Source organism: Trichloromonas sp., from assembly GCF_034006665.1.
Lineage (GTDB): Bacteria > Desulfobacterota > Desulfuromonadia > Desulfuromonadales > Trichloromonadaceae > Trichloromonas.
On the sequence record NZ_JAVESI010000040.1, the window covers coordinates 1 to 19,223 of the forward strand.

Here is a 19,223-nt window from a genome sequence, read left to right on the forward strand (position 1 = left end):
GAGTTATATCATTTGATGTTGATCAATTTCAAATTGATTTTATTCCAGTCAAAGAAAGTCATTGGGAAGGCACTAAAGTGTGGACATCATTCGATCCAACTGGAAATCTAATGGGTAAAATTGCACATAAATTTGGATTAAAGTATTCACCAGAAGGCCTATTATATCCATTTAGAAATTTTAATGGAAGATTATCACAAAATATATTTATTTCTGATGATAATTATAAAATCTTCGAATTCTTAGGATTTGATTATAATAGATACCTTAAAGGATTTGATACACTAGAAGAAATATTTGATTATATTATTGATTCTAAATATTTTGATTGTGATATGTTTGATCTAGAAAACCTTAATCAAAAAGACAGAAAGAGAAATCGTAAGAGAAAAACATATCAACAATTCATTAGATATGCTAAAATTAATGGTGGAAGTAAAAAATATCAATTTAAACATAGGGATGAATACATTGTGGATATTGATAAATTCTTTCCTGAATCTAAATTAATTCAAAAATTAGAAGATTTAAAAATTAAGGATAGTATTAATCAAGAAACCAATAAAAAATTTAATGGTAAATTGGTTATGAAAAAATATCCTGATTTAAAAGGAAAAGAATTAGGACATATTATGTCAGAATTTATGAAAAGTTTTGATGACTTTAAGGATTATGCTATTAATCATACTTCAGAACAAATCATGGAACAATTTGATGAATTTTATTATTATGGATATAGAAAAAGGGATTAATAATCCCCTTTTTTATTTAATTAATTTATTTATATCTAATATCATTGTTAATTCATCATCAATATTGACCATTCCGATTATATATTTACTACTTTTATTATTGATAATATTTTTACTATCTACATCAATGACGGATTTTACATCATCTACAATGATCCCAAACATATCATTATTTATTTTTAAAATAACAATACATGTTTTTTGAGTAAATTCTTTGAATTTTATATTTAATACTTTATGAGCATCTACAATTAATAATGGATTTCCCCTAAAATCAATCATACCGATAACATGTTTAGGTGTGTTTGGTATTTTTGTTATATCTACCATCTCAATAATATTAACAACATTTTCAACGTTAATTATATAAGATTCTTTGCCAATTTTAAATGTTAAATATGTACTATTCATTGTTTTTATGTTTTTTCATTAATTTCTTTAATTTTAAAGGTCTTATTATAATTGACCAATCATCTTGTGTTAATAATCCGCCATTTATATAATATTTTACTTCACCTGTTTTTTCCCCATTTTCATTTAATTCTACCCATGCAGGTCCTGTAATATTATGTAATGTTCCGCTAACTCTATATTCTATTCTATCTTTAAATCTTATTTTTTGTTTTAAATTTACAATATCATCAAATAACCATTCATATTTATTATCCATTCTATATTAATAATTTTTTACAATTATTTCAATTGTTTTCTTATCAGTTTTCTTTCTACTTACTTTATTATAATCAAAATTAAGTTCTTTGTAATTATAACCATCTGAAATTAATTTATCTAAAATCCATGTTACATTACCATCATGTTGTAAAACACCAGATAACATAAAAGATGCTCCATTTTTATCTAACATTTTACAATAATTATATAATAATAAATCATCTTCATTTTTCCATAATCCAGAATATCCTGCTTCTGTTCCGGTATATGGACTATCAATATAAACCATAATATCCTTATAATTATTAAATCTAACATCATTGAAATGTTTAGAAGTAAAAATTAATTTATCTTTATGTGGTCTTACATGATTAACAAATTCTTCTATCTTCTTTTTAGTATTATCGTTATAACTTCTATTCCCCCATGTTTGATTAAATTCTCCTTTTTTATTAAATCTAGATAAATTATTAGTACAAGATAACATCAATGCCCATAATTTAGCAGGTGTTGGATTAATATTATAACTTTCTCTTAATTGTAAATATTCATCTTTATTCTCTTTATTAGGTGATAATTTAATCATTTCATTAATTATATTATCATTTTCTATAATCCCTTTATGGATACCTATTATATCTGATACTATATCATTTATTAATAATTTATTATATTTATCAATTACATTAGCACCAACTACAAATGATCCAGCAAATAAATCAACAAAAAATTTTTTATTATAATCCATTTCTGGTAGTATTTGTTCTAATAATTTGAACTTACTACCAGTGTAATTCATTACACCATTTATCATTTATAACTGAATATTTTTAATTATTGCATTAGCAAAATCGTTAAACCATTTTCCTATAATATTTCCACTTAGTTCTGGAAATACAAATATAAGTATTAAAATGATAATAATAAATATTTTTATATAATTTTTTTTAAAAAAATTAAAAATATTATGAAATATAATACTGTTTTTTCTATTTGGTACTTTAAATCTTATATCTTCCATATTATTGACATTATTTATATTAATATATATAAAAAAGAATATAAATTGTTTTTAAAAATATATATATAAATAAATAAATCAATCAATAATTATGATTAATAAAATTTATGGACAAACATCAATTAATATAGAACCAAATTCTAATTTTAATTTATATGCATATACTAATATATCAGATTTATCCAATAATACTATAAAATGGTTTACTGATATAGATATGGAGAATCAAATCGGTAGTGGTAGTACAATTGAATTATCATCATCATGCTTTAATAATGTTGATATTATATATGTCAATGTATATTCAAATTCTACTAATGATGTACTTTGTGATGAATCATTATTAATACAATTAAATATTACTGATATTTATAATGGTATACCAGTTAGAAATATTAATATAGAAGCAGTTGATTTAGATTCTGTGTATTTTAAATATCATAAAGCATTTTCCGGTATATGTTATATGTATATAAGAGATACTGATAATATTTATGAACAAAATGAATTTGTTAGTGACACGCCAGCATCAGGATCATATAATATGTACACAGAGTATGATATAATAGATGAATTCTTTTCAAATAGTCATGAAGCAGAAATTGCATATGGTCAAAATATTGATTTAAATAAAAGTTATACTATGTTAGATAATGTAAGATTAAATATTGGAACTAAAGTTTTATTATATAGACAAAAGAATTTAAAGGAGAATGGATTATATATAGTTAATAGTAATAATGAATTGGTATTTCAAGATCAATTTAATGATGTTAGTAAAATGTTTAGATATAAAATACATATAAATGCAGGTAGTCATTTAGATGATGAATTTCATATTGTTGGATATATAACAGTAAATTAAAAAAAATTAAATTAATAAATAATGAACGTACCTATTTTTGAAATAAAAGATTCATTTATAATTAAAAATATATTAAATTATAACACTACTTTATCTGGTGATACTTATGGTATTTTATTTACTGATTATGATTTAGCTAGAAAAACACAAAATAAAAATGCTGAAAGATTTGATAATATAATTATAAACACTGATCTATCTGATAAAAATAATTTTATTTTAAATTATAAAGATGATAATTTTAATATATTATTAGACAATGAAGTAATAGACTATAAAGATTGTATAATGTATCCTTATCAAATAGATAATTCAGGATATACTTTTGTTAATGATTCAAAACATCAAGAAATTTCTGTTAATGACTTATCAGATTATGATGTTGATGATTATTTAGAAATATCATTTTATTTAGAATATAATAGATCTGGTGAAACTACATGGACACATTCAGGAGAAACTGGAGAAACTTGGTATGTTAATGGATTTACAGATAATAATGTTTATTGGAATATAACATCAAATATTCCTAATAGTGGTATATCAGATACTATAAATTCAGTAATGTGGGAAGTTACTGGTACAACAATAAGTAGTGGACAAACCACAGGAACAACGAATTGGGAAGTTGTACAAATAATTCCAATATTAAAATATAAGTGTTATGTTATTGGTAAAAATAATGGAGTATATAGAATAAAAATTGAAAAAAAATTAGAAAATTGGTTATTTAATAATTTAAGTAAAGTACCTAATTTAAAATATAAAATTTTAAATATAAATAAGTGTAATAAAAATTATTTAGATATATCAAATCATATAAAAAAATCACCATATGGAAATTATATAAGTTGTAATATAATGGATGATGTGTTAACATTAACCCCTATAAGAAATGATTTAGATTTATATTTTGATTATAATATATTTAATATTGATATTAGCGGAAGTACTACAATTAATTATACATTTAATACAAATTATTTATATAATAAATATACATTAGAATTATTTTTAGATCAATTTTTTAGTGGATCATCATCAGGAGAAACAATATATTATAATTATTCAGGTGAAACGACAAGTAACCAATATGAAATAAATGATAAGAACAGTAATAGATTTAAATTAACTGTTAATAATATAGATGATTTAGAATACTTTAAAAATTATACATACATTTATATAACGACTAATAATTATAATACATATAGAGCACTAATCGTTGATATTAATGAAGATCAAATAACTATTATACCACCATTAAATATGATATTAAATGAATCAATAATAGAAATAAAAAATCTTTATACTGTTAAAGAAATATCTGATGTTTTATATGAATGTTGTGTAAATATAAATAACTTATATTCAAATGATTATAATAAATTAAATATAGATTTAAGAAGATATGTATATAATAGTTATTATGAAATAATAAATAATTTAGTGATAAATGAGAATTTAAGAAACGAATTAACAGGTGCATTATTTGAAAATATTAATAATACATTTGTTTTAAAGATATATAATCCACAAGATATAAAGGATAATAGATTAACATATTTACCATCAGAAGCAATTAGAATTGGTAAAAATAAAAAAACATCATTTCCATTTAGAGTTGATAGTATAAGGACATTTAGTTATAATGTTATTGATGCAAATATTTATACTAGTTTTATATTTGATGCAAATAAGGATAATGATACCGTAATAAGTGGATAAAAAAAATTTACATAAAAATGACAAAAACAGTATTTGGTGCTAGATTAATTCAAAAGTATTCTGATGAAACAACAGTAGTACCTACTATATCAACTTTAACCGATGACCATACACAAGGTTGGCTACCTACTGATATCTATAAAGGTGAATTATTTTTGAATATAGCAGATAATAAAATGTGGGTAAGAACAGAAGATACTAGTTATATACCTGAAGTTGTTTTAGCTGATAATGAAGGTAAAATACCAATGAGATTTATACCTAATTTAATTGCGGGAACAGGAACAGTAACAGATATATTTATTGGTGGTGGGTTATCAGCAATAGATTTAAGTAGTAGTCCGATAAGTAATTTACAAACTGCTGGTACAATAATGTTAGGTGTACCTAGTTCAATAACATCAACAACTATTAATGAAACTACAAGTAATTCACATACACATAAATTTGTACCTGCTGGATCTGATAGTCATATACAATATAAAATGAGTGATAATTTAGTATCATCTAGTGCGTTAAGATTTGATGGTGAATCTTTATATATTTCTGGTACTACATCACAAAGTACATCGCACATGTTATATTTTGATCAAAGTAATGGTAAAATAACATATGGTGGTGTACAAGAAGGTTTTATTCATCCATATCAAGATCTTGGTTATTTGATTTCACCATATGTAGTCAATTGGAATATAAATGATGGGTTTAATTATGTGGTAACATCACCTAGTAGTTTTACATTAAATATGACAAATTTAACAAATGGAGCATCTGGTAATTTAATAATTATACCAGAAACAACATCAATTAATGTAACAATAAGTACATGTACAGATACTGGTAGTAATTCTGTACTTAAAAGAATAAATGGTTCTTTGACAGGACTAACATCATCTATTGGTAGATATATATTATCATGGACATGTAGTATTATTGGTGAATCTAAGTATATTCATTTTAATATGAGTAGTTATCCATCATTACCATAAAAATAATAATAATTAATGATAAATAGTATATTTTTTGTACAAAATGGTCCACATTATTCATTAGGAACAAAACAAGGAACATCATCACAAACAAAAATTTTAGGCACAGGTGGTTTAAATATAAAGGGTTATAAAGATGTTGATACATATGGAATGCAACATAAATTAGAGTCTAGTGGATCATGGACAACAACAGTAATAGGTAGTACATTAACAACTGATTATTTTGATGTATCTAGTTTTCCAGGATTTAATTTATCAGAAGATACATCGTATCATTATAGATCATTTATAATAGTTGATTCTGTTTATTATTATGGTGATACTTTACTTATAACTACATTAGTTACTCCATATTTTAATGTAAGTCCATCAACAATATATATACCACAAATGGGAGGAACATCTACAATAGAAGTAGATACTAATCTTACATGGAGTAGCATACCAACATCAGCATGGATAACATATTTTCCCGAATATGGTACAGGAAATCAAATTATAAATGTATCTATATCAACACAGGGTGATAGATCAGGTGCAATATTTTTTACGGCACCTGATTTTAATATATCTGTTACAATTGCACAAGGAAATGTATAATTAAATTAAAAATTAATTTTTTATATATAAATAAAAATAATAAAATCATTAAATGAGTAAATCAGTATTAGGGGCTAGAATGATTCAAAAGTTAACAGATGTATTTGATGTATCCCCATTTGGTAATAATCCTGGCGAAAATTATAATACAATTGGTGATGATCATACAATGGGATGGCCTGATAATGCAATATATAAAGGTGAATTATTTTTAAATACATATGAAAATAGGGCATGGACTAGAACTGATCATGGTATAATAGAGTTTATAATGGAAGATAAAGATACTGGGAAAATACCAGATAGATTTATGCCAGATATAATTGTAGGAACTGGTACAGTAACATCAGTAACAGCTGGTAATGGTATGGATTTTACTGATATAACATCAACAGGACAAGTTACAATGGGTTTACCATCTGATATAACATCATTAACATCAAATTCATTAACATCAAATTCACATACACATAAATTTGTACCAGCTGGCTCCGATGGTCATATACAATATAAAATGAGTGATAACTTAGTATCGTCTAGTGCATTAAGATTTGATGATAATTCATTATATATATCAGGAACAACATATAATGAAAATGACCACATGTTATATTTTGATCAAAGTAATGGTAAAATAACATATGGTAATAAACCACAATCTATAATAACAGGAATTACATATATAAATACAAGTGAAGTTATAATAGACTCATATGATTCATCTTTAAACAATTATCAAGTTTACCATTATTGTGTATATAGTGGAACAACTAATTTAAGAGCAGGTACAATAGTTTTGGTAAATAATACTATTATATCTAATATTGTTGATACTTCTACTAATGACATAGGAGACACATCAAATATATCATTTAGTAGTGATATAAATTCAGGAAATGTAAGATTGAAAATATTATCATCTAATGGTGAGTGGTATTGTAAATTTATAAAATTGATAGATTAAAATAAATAATAAGATATGTCCAATATATTAACAAGCAAAACGGTAGGTGTAAATTTTAATGATCCAACATTTATAATGGTTGGTGGATTAGGAATTGATGATGTTAAAATAAAATACAACTGGTTTTTAAATGCAGAAGTTAAAGATGCTATAATTGGCGAAGATGAAAATGGTTTAGTTTGGTACTCTGGTATATGGGTAAATGGTGTTTGGGAGAATGGTACATGGTATAGTGGTACATGGTATAATGGTAGATGGAAAGATGGAAATTTTTATAGTTATGACATTAGCATAGATTTAATAAAATTTGGAAATATTAATATTAATGGTAAAGATATATCAAAATCTAAATTTTTAGGAGGAGTATGGGAGAAAGGTAATTTTCATTATGGTATATTTGGAAGAACAAGAACAATAAAAGATGTACCAAAAAGTATAGATTTAGATTTTATTGTTAATTATAGTGCAGATTTTACATTATCAAATGATAATTATGTTGATGAATATGATCAATATTTAGATACTGGACTTACATTATCATTTTATTTCTCATCCCCAGAATTTATGAGTGGTGATTTTTATGATGGTTGGATAAATGCATCAAAATTCAGAAATGGGAATTTTCATAATGGATATTTAAGTAATTCATTATGGTATAATGGTAATTTTTATAATGGTATTTTTATTGGTGATATATGGCATAATGGTTCATTTTATGGTGGTGATTTTTCTAACGGAGTATGGAAAAATGGTAAATTATCATCATATAAAAAAGATATATTAACTAGATTTGGCACTAATTATAATTCAATGAATACAAATGGTGTTATTTATTCATTGAATGGAATATCTAGAACATATAATAAAATACAAGGATGTACTTGGGAAAATGGTGAATTTATGAGTGGTGAAATGCACTCAACACTTGTTTTAATTGATGGTGTACCACAAAGTGCAACTAATCAAGACCATACACATTGGATTAATGGAATTTTTCATAATGGAGAATGGTATGGTGGTACATTTGAAAATGGAGAATGGATAACAGGTACAATGTATAATGGTTTAATATATAATATTATATGGAGAAATGGGTTTATAAAAAATTGTGTATGGAATAATGGTATTTTTTATAATGGTACAATAGAAGGTGGTTTATATAAAAATATTATCATAGAAAATGGTAATATTGGATATGAAATATAAAAAAAATTTAAAATATGATAAATAATTTTAATTTATTTTGTGAAAATTTAAATAGTGATAGAAAATTAAATTGGATAATTGATAAGATGTCTAAATTTGGTAAATCTAGTTTATCACATCATGAAAAGGAATTTTTAAATAATTATGAAGAAGGAAAACCAATACCAACAAATATATCTAGTCACTATAATAAATATATATTATCTTTACTTAGTGATGTTAAAAATGGAAATATAACAGATAAAATAGCAAAAAAATTTATAGAAAAACATATAGATAAGGAAGATTTATCAGAATTTTTATTATCTTTGCTTAAAGATGGTAAATTAGATTCTTTAATAAATTTACATGATATTAATGATTAAAAAATATTAATATGATATATGATAAAATATATGATTTTTGTAAAGTAAGAAATACACATGGTGCATACAAAAACGGAATAGACGAATACTCACCAAGATTAAAGTTTATTATTAATACTATAGATGAATTAAATTTAAATTATGAAATAATAAAATTTAATGATAGTATATTTAAAAATAATTATTTCTACAATATTTATTTAAAAGGTAATAGTGATATGATGGCAATTGCACATCACGATGTTTATAATCCAAATTGTGATAATGCAAATGATAATTCTGCATCTATAATAAATTGTTTATTATTAAAAAAATTAAATCCAGATATAAATATAGCAATAATAGATGGTGAAGAGCCACCTTGTTTTGGAATTGGATCAAAAAGATTAGCTAGTGATATTATATCAAAATATTTTGGTAAAATAAAACATGTTCTTAATTTAGAATTAACAGGACTAGGGGGTAATAATTTTTTTATAGGTAAACTAGGTAGTAGGTTGGAAAATAAAATTATTAAAGAATTTAATCCATTAGTTATAAGTGTACCGTTCAATGATTCAATGATTTTAATGGATAAAAATATAGATAGTACTGTTATAACATCATTACCAATTATTAATAATATACCTGATTATTCAATAATGAGTAGAATTCATACAAAATTAGATAGTATAGATTCTATATCTATAAATGATATGAAAATTTTTACTGAAAAAATAGCACTAAAAATACTAAGTTGATATTTTTTATTTAATATATAAATTAAAAATAATAATTCACTATGAAAAATATTAAAACATTTGAAGGGTTTTTAGATAGATTTAGACCTGACACATCTCACCCATTACCAGAACCAATAGAATCAGAAATTAAAGGAGAAAGTATAAAAGGTAAAGAATTAGAAGATTTAGAATACAGAGTTATTAGGGATTTTGATGGTGAAATGGACTTATATATTGACGTAAAATATCTAGAATTTATTAATATAAATAATGAAAAAATTATATGTTCTTTTTCAGGTATTCCAAAACCAGGTGAAACAATTGATGAAGAAGGTAATATATTAGATGATGAAGAAGTTGAAGAATGTGATTGTCTTATGTTATATTATGATGTACATGGTAATTATTTAGAAGTATTCAAAAATAGACACGATAATTTAGGAAATATTGAATTTACTTTTGGATTAAAGGATGCACAAGATATAACTGATATAATGGATACAGATGATAATGAGATTATAAACGAAGAATAAAAAATACATAAAATGAAAGATATTTTAATTGTTGATGATATAGATGTTAATAGATATATTATTAAAATAATTGTTAGTTCATTTAATAAAAAAATAAAAATATTTGAAGCATCAAATGGAAAAGAAGCATTAGATATTATGACTAACAGAGATAATAATATATTAATATTAATGGATATTAGAATGCCTATAATGGATGGAATAGAATCAACAAAAGAAATTAGAAAAATACATAAAGATTTAGATATTATTGCGATTTCGGCTAATGGTTATGATGAAAAAAAAATATTAAAATCAGGTTTTAATGATTATATACAAAAACCATACACAGTAGAAAAACTTAATATTATATTGAATAAATATTTTAAAAAATAATTAATAATTATGCAAATTAAAAAATATTCATCATTTTTATTTGAAAAATTGGATTTTGATGATATTAAAGAAAGATTAGATGATTCTTATATTGATTTAAAATCAGAATTAATAGAAATGATTGAAGATACATTAAAATCTACTAAAAATTCAGAAATAACAATGATAGATTTAGAAGATTTTATATCTGATTATATATCATCAGGAAAAGATGCAAATATGATTAATAATTTAATTGAAGATAATGAAATCTTCAATTTTTATTTAAAGTTTCAATCAGATATAGATGAATTATTGAATGAAACTAAATATATGGAAGAAACACCAAAGGAACATAATGTTTTTAGTTTATATGATGTTATTATTGACGGTACAAAACAATCTATTTTAGAATCACTCGAAACAATACAAAATGAATTGTTTAAAAAATAATTGAAAATTATCATGGATATTAACCAAGAGAAAAGAATTAAAAAATTACAAGAACGCATAAAAATCGCAAAAAGAATGACAAATATATCAGATGACATGGGTGAACAAGCATTTGATAATAAATGGATATTAAAAAATATTGTTGGTTTGAGTGATGATGAGATAGAAGAAATTGAAAAAACAAACTCCGATTTTTAATCGGAGTTTTTTCATTGAACATATCTATCTATTTTATCCTTTGTATGATATACATAAAAATCAATTGGAAATTGTAATGATAATTCATTTTTAATTAGTCTATAAACATGTTGAACAGTACTTAAATCATCATCAGAAAAACCAACCTTTACTTTTTTATTTAAATATTTACCATAATCATTTACCTTTCTAACAAATTCTTTTATTGCTACTTTTTTACCATTTTCTGGATTAACAGCTTCTCCACCCATATCATATCTTCTTTTAAAATAATTTGATGATACTCCTATATAATCACATAAATCTAAATAATTAGAAACCAATTTTTCAAAACTATAATTACTATCATCAATATCAAATATTTTATTAAAATGCCTTAAATTTTTTTCCATATTTGATTTTTGTTTACTATCTAATACATTAAATATTATCCATTCTATTGCTTTTCTAATTGTATTTGGTTCATGTCCTCTTGCTGTTGCAACCATAAATATACTAGCGTCTTCTAACGTCTGTAAAAATTTATACCAAGATGGTCCAAAATTATTATTACGTATAGATTTTATTGTATCTTCAACAAAAGCATTTTCTCCTCTTGGTCCCCAATCTCTAAAATCACTAAATGGACTATTTGGATCACCATCCCTATATCTCCATAAATTAGATTCTCCTTTTTTCCATTCATCTATATATTTTCTAACTTCTCTAAATTCTGATGTTGATACATCTAATGGTACCCATTTACCATCAACCATTTTATCTAAATGTATTAATGTACTCATAACTAATACATTATCATCCCAGTCATAAACATAATATTTTAATTCACCATCAACTAATTTTTCTAATAAAAAATATTTATATTTAGTTTTAACCATAGTAATTTATTATTTTTTTATTATATATAAAAAAACTAAATTAATTTTTAATATATATAATAAAATTAATTAATAAATAATGAAAAAATTATTTGAATCAACAGAAGAAAGAAAAAGAAAATCAAAAAGATCAAATAGATATAATAAATATAATGATATCCCTTTTTATAATACTAAAAATATACCAATAAGACCAAAAGATTATAAAGAACCAGATTATACTATGGATGGTAGTGTAAAACAATTATTTCTTAATTTAACAAAGATGCAAATAACATTTGGAAAAGAAAAAACATTAAAAGAGTTTTTTCCAGATGGTATGCAAGAAGATGAACATGGTAATTTTTTCATAAAAATAGGAAATTCTAAAACTATGTTTTGTGGACACCTAGACACATATTCGAGAGAATATAAAAGAGTATATCATGTAATACAAGATGATATAATAATGACTGATGGAACAACTACTTTAGGTGGTGATGATAAGGCAGGTATAGTAATTATGATAAAAATGATAGAATCCGGTATTCCAGGTTTATATTATTTTTTTAGAGGGGAAGAAGGTGTTACATCACCAACAGGAACTTGGGGATCTAAACAAGCATTAAAATCATATAAGGATATTTTCAAAACTTATGAAAAATGTATAGCATTTGATAGAAAAGGATTTAGTTCTATTATATCACAACAGTCATATTCAAAATGTTGTTCTGATGATTTTGTAGATGCATTATCAAATGAATTTAAAAAACATGGTTTAGAATATGAAGATGATAAAACAGGAATGTGGTGTGATTCAGGTGTTTTTATGGGTATAATACCAGAATGTACAAATTTATCAGTTGGTTATCAAAATGAACACACTTTTAAAGAAACACAAGATATAGAGCACTTAGAAAAATTGGTAGATGTATGTATAAAAATAGATTGGGAAAAATTACCAGTCAAAAGAGATCCATCAAAAGTATCTAAATCTTATGGTAGATATAATTATGATTATGATTACGAATGGGATATTGAAGAAGAAACATATAAAAGAATAATAAAAAACAGAAATAAGAATTATAGTAAATATATAGACAAATATGATGATTATGATATTATTTATGGTGATAATAAGAAATTAAGTAATGATGAAATATTTAAACAATTATTAAAAATATTAAAATCATTAAATTATATGTGTTTAAATCCAGAATCATTCGAGGAATCAGAATCAATATATTTCCAAAGTGTAAAAGATGATGACTTATTTGCATTAAAAATTGTTGATGGTGATATATATATGACAGAAGATAAAGAATTAAGAAATTTCACAAATTATGGTGATTTTGATACATTTAAAAAATATATAATATCAAATGATAATACAAATACCGATAGTATTATAACAGAAGAAGAAAGATTACAAACATATGAAAAAATAATAAATATGTACCCATATTTAATATGGGATATTATATCTGATTTTGAAAATAAAAAGAATAATATTATAAGTAGTGATAATTGGTTAAAATTAGACAGGATAATGAATGATGATCTTAAATTAAAAATGGAATATGCAAGTGAAGATGGTTATAATCCTGATGATTTCTCTGATTGGGTAAAAGATAACAGTGATATAATTACAACAGTTCTTAAAAAGAAAATTAAAAATTTTAATCCAAAAAAAGAATCATTTTTAGATAAAATAAATATAAGTGATTATTATACAGATAGACAAGATGAAGTTTTTTCAGATATAGTAGAAAAAGAAAAAAAATTAGTACAGTTAATAATATTAGATTTTAGTATTATGAAGAAAGCAAAAGCTAGACAAACTACATTAGAACATATTAATGATACATTAATTAAATTAGGATATAAGAATGAAATTAGAGAAGGTCAAAAAAATATAAATGCCAATGAATTTGTTTTATGGGTGTATGATAATATGGAAGATATAAAAGATTTTTATAAAATTTAATATCTAATTGTTTTATTTATATCTATTTCATATATTAAATAAAAATCACCATTTTTATCAATAAAAAAGTATTTACCTTCATCTTCGTGCCATTTAACTGCGAATTTTTTAGTTATTGGAGTTCCCCATAAAGTTTCACCCCAAGGAACAAATACATATAAATCACCAGAACTATTTGATTTTCTTATTTTTACCTCTACTAATCTTTTAGTATATATTTTATTAGTATAGTCATATATTAATACAACTGTTCCATAATTTTTTTTATCAATTTTTTGCATATTTGCTCTTAATAATCCACTAATAACATCATTATCTTCCATTAAATAAATGACACTTTGTTTAATTAATGAATAATCTTCTAATTTCTTTTCTATTATTTTAATTCTTATCGTTAATGAATCATAATCAGATTTTAATGATGGATAATCTTTTATTATATAAGATGTAGTTTTTACTGTATTAATTATGGATTTAGTTAATGGAAAGATACCAATACCGGTTAATAATATTACAATACCAGTTATTAATGATATTTTTTCTTTAAAATCTTTCAATTTAGACCAGAATGGCATTTTAAGATTTATATATTATTTATTTAATATGTATTTTTTATATCCACTATTATATATCCTATATATGTTTCTTTCTAACATTATTTGATGTTCACTTTTATTTTTATCAAATCCCTTTTTAGTTAAAATTTGTTTTTTAAAATTGGATTTATGGATTCTTACTCCATCAACAACATAATAATATGATGGTTTAATATATTTATCGAATTTAAATCCTATTTTTTCATATAAATCACCAGTAGAATATCCGATATCTGAAAAAGTTTTTAATTCATTAAATCTATAATTATTAATAAAATAATTTAATAATTTACTAGCACCACCAATAACAACAGTATTTAATTTACTACAAAACCTGACTAATTCATAATCATTATTATTATTTTTAAATAACATCATACTAATTAATTCTTTATCATAATACAATCCTAATTTTATAGTAGATGTAGTATATCCCTGTATATGATTTTTATTCATAAACGTTTTAACAATAGATATATCGTTTATTTGTTTAATTTTACATCTTCTGGCAAAAAATTTATTTGATATTTTGTTTAATTTATTTAATATCATAGATTTAGTAATATTTTGTTTATAAATCCAATCATCTTCATAAATATGTATCAAGTTTATATTTAAATCTTTACACATTTTTGATTTATTATAATGGTAATTATTAGATTTATTTAATTCATTATGCAAATACACACCATTAAATTCAAATGCCAAATTTAAATCAGGTATATAAATATCTAATTCATATGGATTTATTATATTTCTTTTATTTAAAATTATATTATGATCACAATTTTCTTTAATAAAGTTAATAAGTTGCAATTCTAAACCTGATTGTTTCTTATCAATAGGATTACATATTGTACATATTATTGTATTAGTTTCTCTTCTTTTATAAAATAAAACTCTATTAATTTTAAATGTATGATCTTTATTACAATCACATTTCATTATATAATCATTATCTATTATGTCTACTATTTTATTATTATTTTCATATATTTTTTTATGACTATATAATATATTTGAATTTTTAATTTTATTTTTTATTACATCAGATTGTGATGGATTTTCGTAACCAAATTTAATTAAATTTGTTTTTTTTATTTTATTTTTAATATTTAAATCTAAAAAATTCCATTCAACTCCATATTTTTTTAAATTAGTACTTTTTATATTATCTTTAAAAATATCTGATTTTGATGGATGAATAACACCATAATTCTTTAAAGAAGTTTTTATTTTTTTTAGTTTAACGTTTTCTAATTGTGATATGTTATCAACATTATATTTTTCTTTAACTGTCTTTTTAATTTTTTCTTTTATTATACTATTTGATAATGGGTATTTTGTATTATATTTATTTAAATTAGTTTTTATCTTTTTTTGTTTAATATCTTCTAATTGTGATATGTTATCAACATTATATTTTTCTTTAACTGTCTTTTTAATTTTTTCTTTAATAGATTCTAATTGAAATACATTTTCCACATTATATTTTAATAAATTGTTATTTTTTAAAGTACATTTTTTACAAGTGTATTTATTTTTATTTATCATATATTTATTATAATTACAATATTGTAATCTTTTTATAATACCACAATTTTCACATTTTACATCAATTTCATATCTACTATTCTTAGGTAAGTTATTTATATTAATTTTTAAATTATCACCTATTTTTAAATTATTATTAAATTTTTTATAATAATTTATATTTCCTTTATTTATTATTAAATCTATAAAATCCGTTAATATCATTGATTTAGTTTTTATTATTATATATAAATTATTTTAGTTTGTCCTAATCAAATTCACCATTTATTTACACCTATAAAAATGGAAAAAAATGACTATTTATTTTAAATATATAACAATAAATATATTGCAAAAAATAATAATAAATTATGGAAATGAAACCCGTACTTATTGTTGAAAGTAGTTCTAATGGACTATTACTCAATGAAAGTGCATCTGATAAAAAAGATAAAAAATTTATCCTTTCTGGTACTTTTACTGAATTTGATGTTAAAAACAGAAATGATAGGATTTATACTAAAGATAAATTTCTTCCTCATTTACAAGAATTAAATGAAAGAATTAAAACTTTAGGTGCAGTTTATGGTGAATTTGACCATCCAGAAGCCTTCGATATCTCATTATCAAGGATTTCACACGTTTTAAAGGATGTAAGATTTAATGAAAGCAAAAATTTAATTGAAGGTTCAATTCAATTATTAAGTACCCATTATGGAAAAGAAGCACAAGCTTTAATTCAGGATGGGTGTCCTATTTTTGTATCATCTAGAGCTGCCGGTATAACTGAATCAGATGGAACTGTAACAATTAAAAAATTATTTACCTATGATGCCGTTGCTGACCCAGGATTTTCTTCTGCTAGAATGGAATTAAGGTCATTAAACGAAAGCTTAGGTTTTAACGAATCGGCAAACTTTAGAGTTTATGATATGTCCGATGAGTCAAAAATTAACAAATTATTCGAAATGAACAACAACGATCATGTAACTCAACAACAAATGGTTGAATATACAGAGTATCTAAAATCTGAGCTTGCTATTGTTAAAGAACAGATTGAAAATAATATTAAACATGGTAATGATCCAGAAAGATTAGAAAAACTATCTGAATATTATGAATCTCTTATAGAAAACCATAGTAAAATGACTAAGTATCTTGATTATTTAGCGGAAAATATTCAAATCTTAGTTACTGAAAACACAAGTTTAAAAGAAAGAACTGAAAAGCTAATTGAACATAATGATTATTTAGCTGAAAATCTAGAAAAAGTAGTAGGATATTCTGAATATCTTGCAGAAAAACTAGATAAAACTATTGATTATTCAGAATATATTGCTGAAAATCTTGATAAATCTATTGATTTCTCTGAATATATTGCTGAAAATGTAGATAAAACTATTAAGTACTCTGAATATTTAGCAGAAAATCTTGATAAATCTATTGATTATGCAGAATATCTAGCTGAACACACTGAATTTAATTTACAAAATTTTGAAATGTTATCAGAATATGTAGATAATAGTGTAAAATATTCTGAATATGTTGCAGAACAAGTTGATAATAATATACAATATGCTGAATATTTAGCAGAACATGTAGATAATAATATTAACTATACAGAATATGTTGCAGAACATGTTGATAACAATATAGCATATTCTGAATATATCGCTGAAAATTTATCAGATACACAAGCTTATTCTAAATATATTGCAGAAAGTTTAGATAAAACTATTGATAGTTTAAAAGATTCTAAATTAATTAATGAAGATATAGATAACGAAGAACAAAGAATATCTGACTTAAAAGTTGCAAATGTTGATAAATATTATGATGATGAAGATGATGATTTTCTACCAACAGAAGATCAAGATTTACCAGAAGAATTTGATGATATCGAAGAAGAGGAAGAAGAAATTGAAGAACCTGTTCAAACACAAGAAGAAGAAATAATTGAAGAACCAGTTCAAACACAAGAAGAAGAAATAATTGAAGAACCAGTTCAAACACAAGAAACAGAAACTCAATTAATACCAGGTACAACAGTAACAATTGAAACATCAGAAGGTGAAAAAGAAGGTGAAATATTATCTTATAACCCAAATGATGGATTCGCAATTGTTAAACTATCTGAACCAATTAAAACACAAGTTCAAGAACCAGTTGAAGGTCAAGTTCAAGAACCAGTTGAAGGTCAAGTTCAAGAACCAGTTGAAGGTCAAGTTCAAGAACCAGTTCAAACTGAAATAGAAGAAATACAAGTACACGAATCAAAAATTAGAATCGTAGGTGATAAATTATACGAAAATGAAAAATCTATTAAAGATAGTATATCACAACTAATAACAGAAGCTAAAAAACGTAAAGCTTTTGATGAAGCACAACCACACTTCTTAATGTTCTTATCAGAAAAAAACAAAACTGCATGGAACGAATTATCAAGAGAAGATAAAGAAAAAGTCATAGTTGCAATGAACGAAAGCACTTATGCATCAGAAAAAGATGTTCTAAAAATTATGAGAGAGTCATTAGAAAATAAAAAGACAGAAGAAGAAATTCTTATTGACGCAATTCCTAATGATTTAATAGATATTTGGAACAATCTAAACGACACAGTAAAGAAAAGTGTATTATCCCAAGCTAAATTCTATCCAAATTTAGTAGCATCTCAAGCTAAAATGGAATCATTCTGGAACAGCAGAGGATTAGAAAAATTAAATGAGAAAAAATTAGTATTAAACGAAAACAAAAAATATGTTAATGATGTTAAGTTAACTGAAAATCAAGTTGATAGATATCTTAATGTATTTAAAAATTTGTAA

At 23.2% G+C, this 19,223-nt stretch carries 21 protein-coding genes; 15 read left to right on the top strand and 6 right to left on the bottom strand.

From position 1 onward, the window contains the following. Positions 1-752: hypothetical protein (locus RBR25_RS13620; protein ID WP_432820100.1), on the top strand; the 752-nt coding region annotated here is incomplete at its 5' end. A gap of 12 nt (positions 753-764) precedes the next feature. Here the strand turns inward: RBR25_RS13620 and RBR25_RS13625 are convergent. Genes RBR25_RS13625 through RBR25_RS13635 form a run of 3 tightly spaced genes read right to left on the bottom strand, consistent with a single transcriptional unit; the run spans position 765 to position 2,223 of the window. Then, positions 765-1,163 (bottom strand): chemotaxis protein CheW, encoded by a 399-nt coding sequence (locus RBR25_RS13625; protein WP_432820101.1) that lies wholly within the window; start codon positions 1,161-1,163, stop codon positions 765-767. After that, entirely contained in the window at positions 1,156-1,422 is a 267-nt protein-coding gene (locus RBR25_RS13630; RefSeq protein ID WP_432820102.1) for a hypothetical protein, read from the bottom strand. The genes RBR25_RS13625 and RBR25_RS13630 overlap by 8 nt, the downstream gene beginning before the upstream one ends. A 6-nt stretch (positions 1,423-1,428) precedes the next feature. Continuing rightward, positions 1,429-2,223, bottom strand: a complete 795-nt coding sequence (locus RBR25_RS13635) for a Dam family site-specific DNA-(adenine-N6)-methyltransferase (protein WP_432820103.1) — start codon at positions 2,221-2,223, stop codon at positions 1,429-1,431. A gap of 313 nt (positions 2,224-2,536) precedes the next feature. On the opposite strand from RBR25_RS13635, the gene RBR25_RS13640 reads away from it, so the two are divergent. Genes RBR25_RS13640 through RBR25_RS13695 form a run of 12 tightly spaced genes read left to right on the top strand, consistent with a single transcriptional unit; the run spans position 2,537 to position 11,425 of the window. Beyond that, positions 2,537-3,310 (top strand): hypothetical protein, encoded by a 774-nt coding sequence (locus RBR25_RS13640; protein ID WP_432820104.1) that lies wholly within the window; start codon positions 2,537-2,539, stop codon positions 3,308-3,310. A gap of 21 nt (positions 3,311-3,331) precedes the next feature. Next, the gene (locus tag RBR25_RS13645; RefSeq protein ID WP_432820105.1) at positions 3,332-5,038 is read left to right on the top strand and encodes a hypothetical protein; all 1,707 of its coding nucleotides are present in this window, start codon (positions 3,332-3,334) and stop codon (positions 5,036-5,038) included. Positions 5,039-5,055: 17 nt separating this feature from the next. Continuing rightward, complete coding sequence (locus tag RBR25_RS13650) at positions 5,056-6,027, top strand: hypothetical protein (RefSeq protein ID WP_432820106.1); 972 nt, start codon at positions 5,056-5,058, stop codon at positions 6,025-6,027. A gap of 15 nt (positions 6,028-6,042) precedes the next feature. Further along, complete coding sequence (locus RBR25_RS13655) at positions 6,043-6,630, top strand: BACON domain-containing protein (protein WP_432820107.1); 588 nt, start codon at positions 6,043-6,045, stop codon at positions 6,628-6,630. Positions 6,631-6,682: 52 nt separating this feature from the next. After that, on the top strand, positions 6,683-7,594 hold the full coding sequence (locus RBR25_RS13660) for a hypothetical protein (protein WP_432820108.1): 912 nt from the start codon (positions 6,683-6,685) through the stop codon (positions 7,592-7,594). A 15-nt stretch (positions 7,595-7,609) separates the two neighbouring features. Beyond that, on the top strand, positions 7,610-8,800 hold the full coding sequence (locus tag RBR25_RS13665; protein ID WP_432820109.1) for a hypothetical protein: 1,191 nt from the start codon (positions 7,610-7,612) through the stop codon (positions 8,798-8,800). A 14-nt stretch (positions 8,801-8,814) separates the two neighbouring features. Beyond that, positions 8,815-9,165 (top strand): hypothetical protein, encoded by a 351-nt coding sequence (locus RBR25_RS13670; protein ID WP_432820110.1) that lies wholly within the window; start codon positions 8,815-8,817, stop codon positions 9,163-9,165. 11 nt (positions 9,166-9,176) lie between these two features. Next, positions 9,177-9,905 carry a M28 family peptidase gene (locus tag RBR25_RS13675; protein WP_432820111.1) on the top strand — a complete coding sequence of 243 codons (729 nt, stop codon included), beginning with the start codon at positions 9,177-9,179 and terminating at the stop codon, positions 9,903-9,905. 41 nt (positions 9,906-9,946) lie between these two features. After that, a complete protein-coding gene (locus RBR25_RS13680; RefSeq protein WP_432820112.1) occupies positions 9,947-10,420 on the top strand; it encodes a hypothetical protein in 474 nt (157 codons plus the stop codon). Positions 10,421-10,432: 12 nt separating this feature from the next. Next, on the top strand, positions 10,433-10,795 hold the full coding sequence (locus RBR25_RS13685) for a response regulator (protein WP_432820113.1): 363 nt from the start codon (positions 10,433-10,435) through the stop codon (positions 10,793-10,795). A 9-nt stretch (positions 10,796-10,804) separates the two neighbouring features. Further along, positions 10,805-11,227 (top strand): hypothetical protein, encoded by a 423-nt coding sequence (locus tag RBR25_RS13690; RefSeq protein ID WP_432820114.1) that lies wholly within the window; start codon positions 10,805-10,807, stop codon positions 11,225-11,227. 12 nt (positions 11,228-11,239) lie between these two features. Beyond that, positions 11,240-11,425, top strand: a complete 186-nt coding sequence (locus RBR25_RS13695) for a portal protein (protein ID WP_432820115.1) — start codon at positions 11,240-11,242, stop codon at positions 11,423-11,425. A gap of 11 nt (positions 11,426-11,436) precedes the next feature. Here RBR25_RS13695 and RBR25_RS13700 read toward each other — a convergent pair whose 3' ends face one another. Further along, positions 11,437-12,303 carry a hypothetical protein gene (locus RBR25_RS13700; RefSeq protein WP_432820116.1) on the bottom strand — a complete coding sequence of 289 codons (867 nt, stop codon included), beginning with the start codon at positions 12,301-12,303 and terminating at the stop codon, positions 11,437-11,439. 79 nt (positions 12,304-12,382) lie between these two features. Between RBR25_RS13700 and RBR25_RS13705 the strand changes: the two genes are divergently transcribed. Beyond that, complete coding sequence (locus tag RBR25_RS13705; protein ID WP_432820117.1) at positions 12,383-14,269, top strand: hypothetical protein; 1,887 nt, start codon at positions 12,383-12,385, stop codon at positions 14,267-14,269. Here RBR25_RS13705 and RBR25_RS13710 read toward each other — a convergent pair. Both RBR25_RS13710 and RBR25_RS13715 read right to left on the bottom strand, forming a co-directional pair. Continuing rightward, positions 14,266-14,844 (bottom strand): hypothetical protein, encoded by a 579-nt coding sequence (locus RBR25_RS13710; protein WP_432820118.1) that lies wholly within the window; start codon positions 14,842-14,844, stop codon positions 14,266-14,268. The two genes, RBR25_RS13705 and RBR25_RS13710, sit on opposite strands and share 4 nt — an antisense overlap. Before the next feature lie 15 nt (positions 14,845-14,859). Then, positions 14,860-16,623, bottom strand: a complete 1,764-nt coding sequence (locus tag RBR25_RS13715; RefSeq protein WP_432820119.1) for a DUF7487 domain-containing protein — start codon at positions 16,621-16,623, stop codon at positions 14,860-14,862. Between the two features lie 146 nt (positions 16,624-16,769). Between RBR25_RS13715 and RBR25_RS13720 the strand changes: the two genes are divergently transcribed. Then, complete coding sequence (locus RBR25_RS13720; protein WP_432820120.1) at positions 16,770-19,223, top strand: hypothetical protein; 2,454 nt, start codon at positions 16,770-16,772, stop codon at positions 19,221-19,223.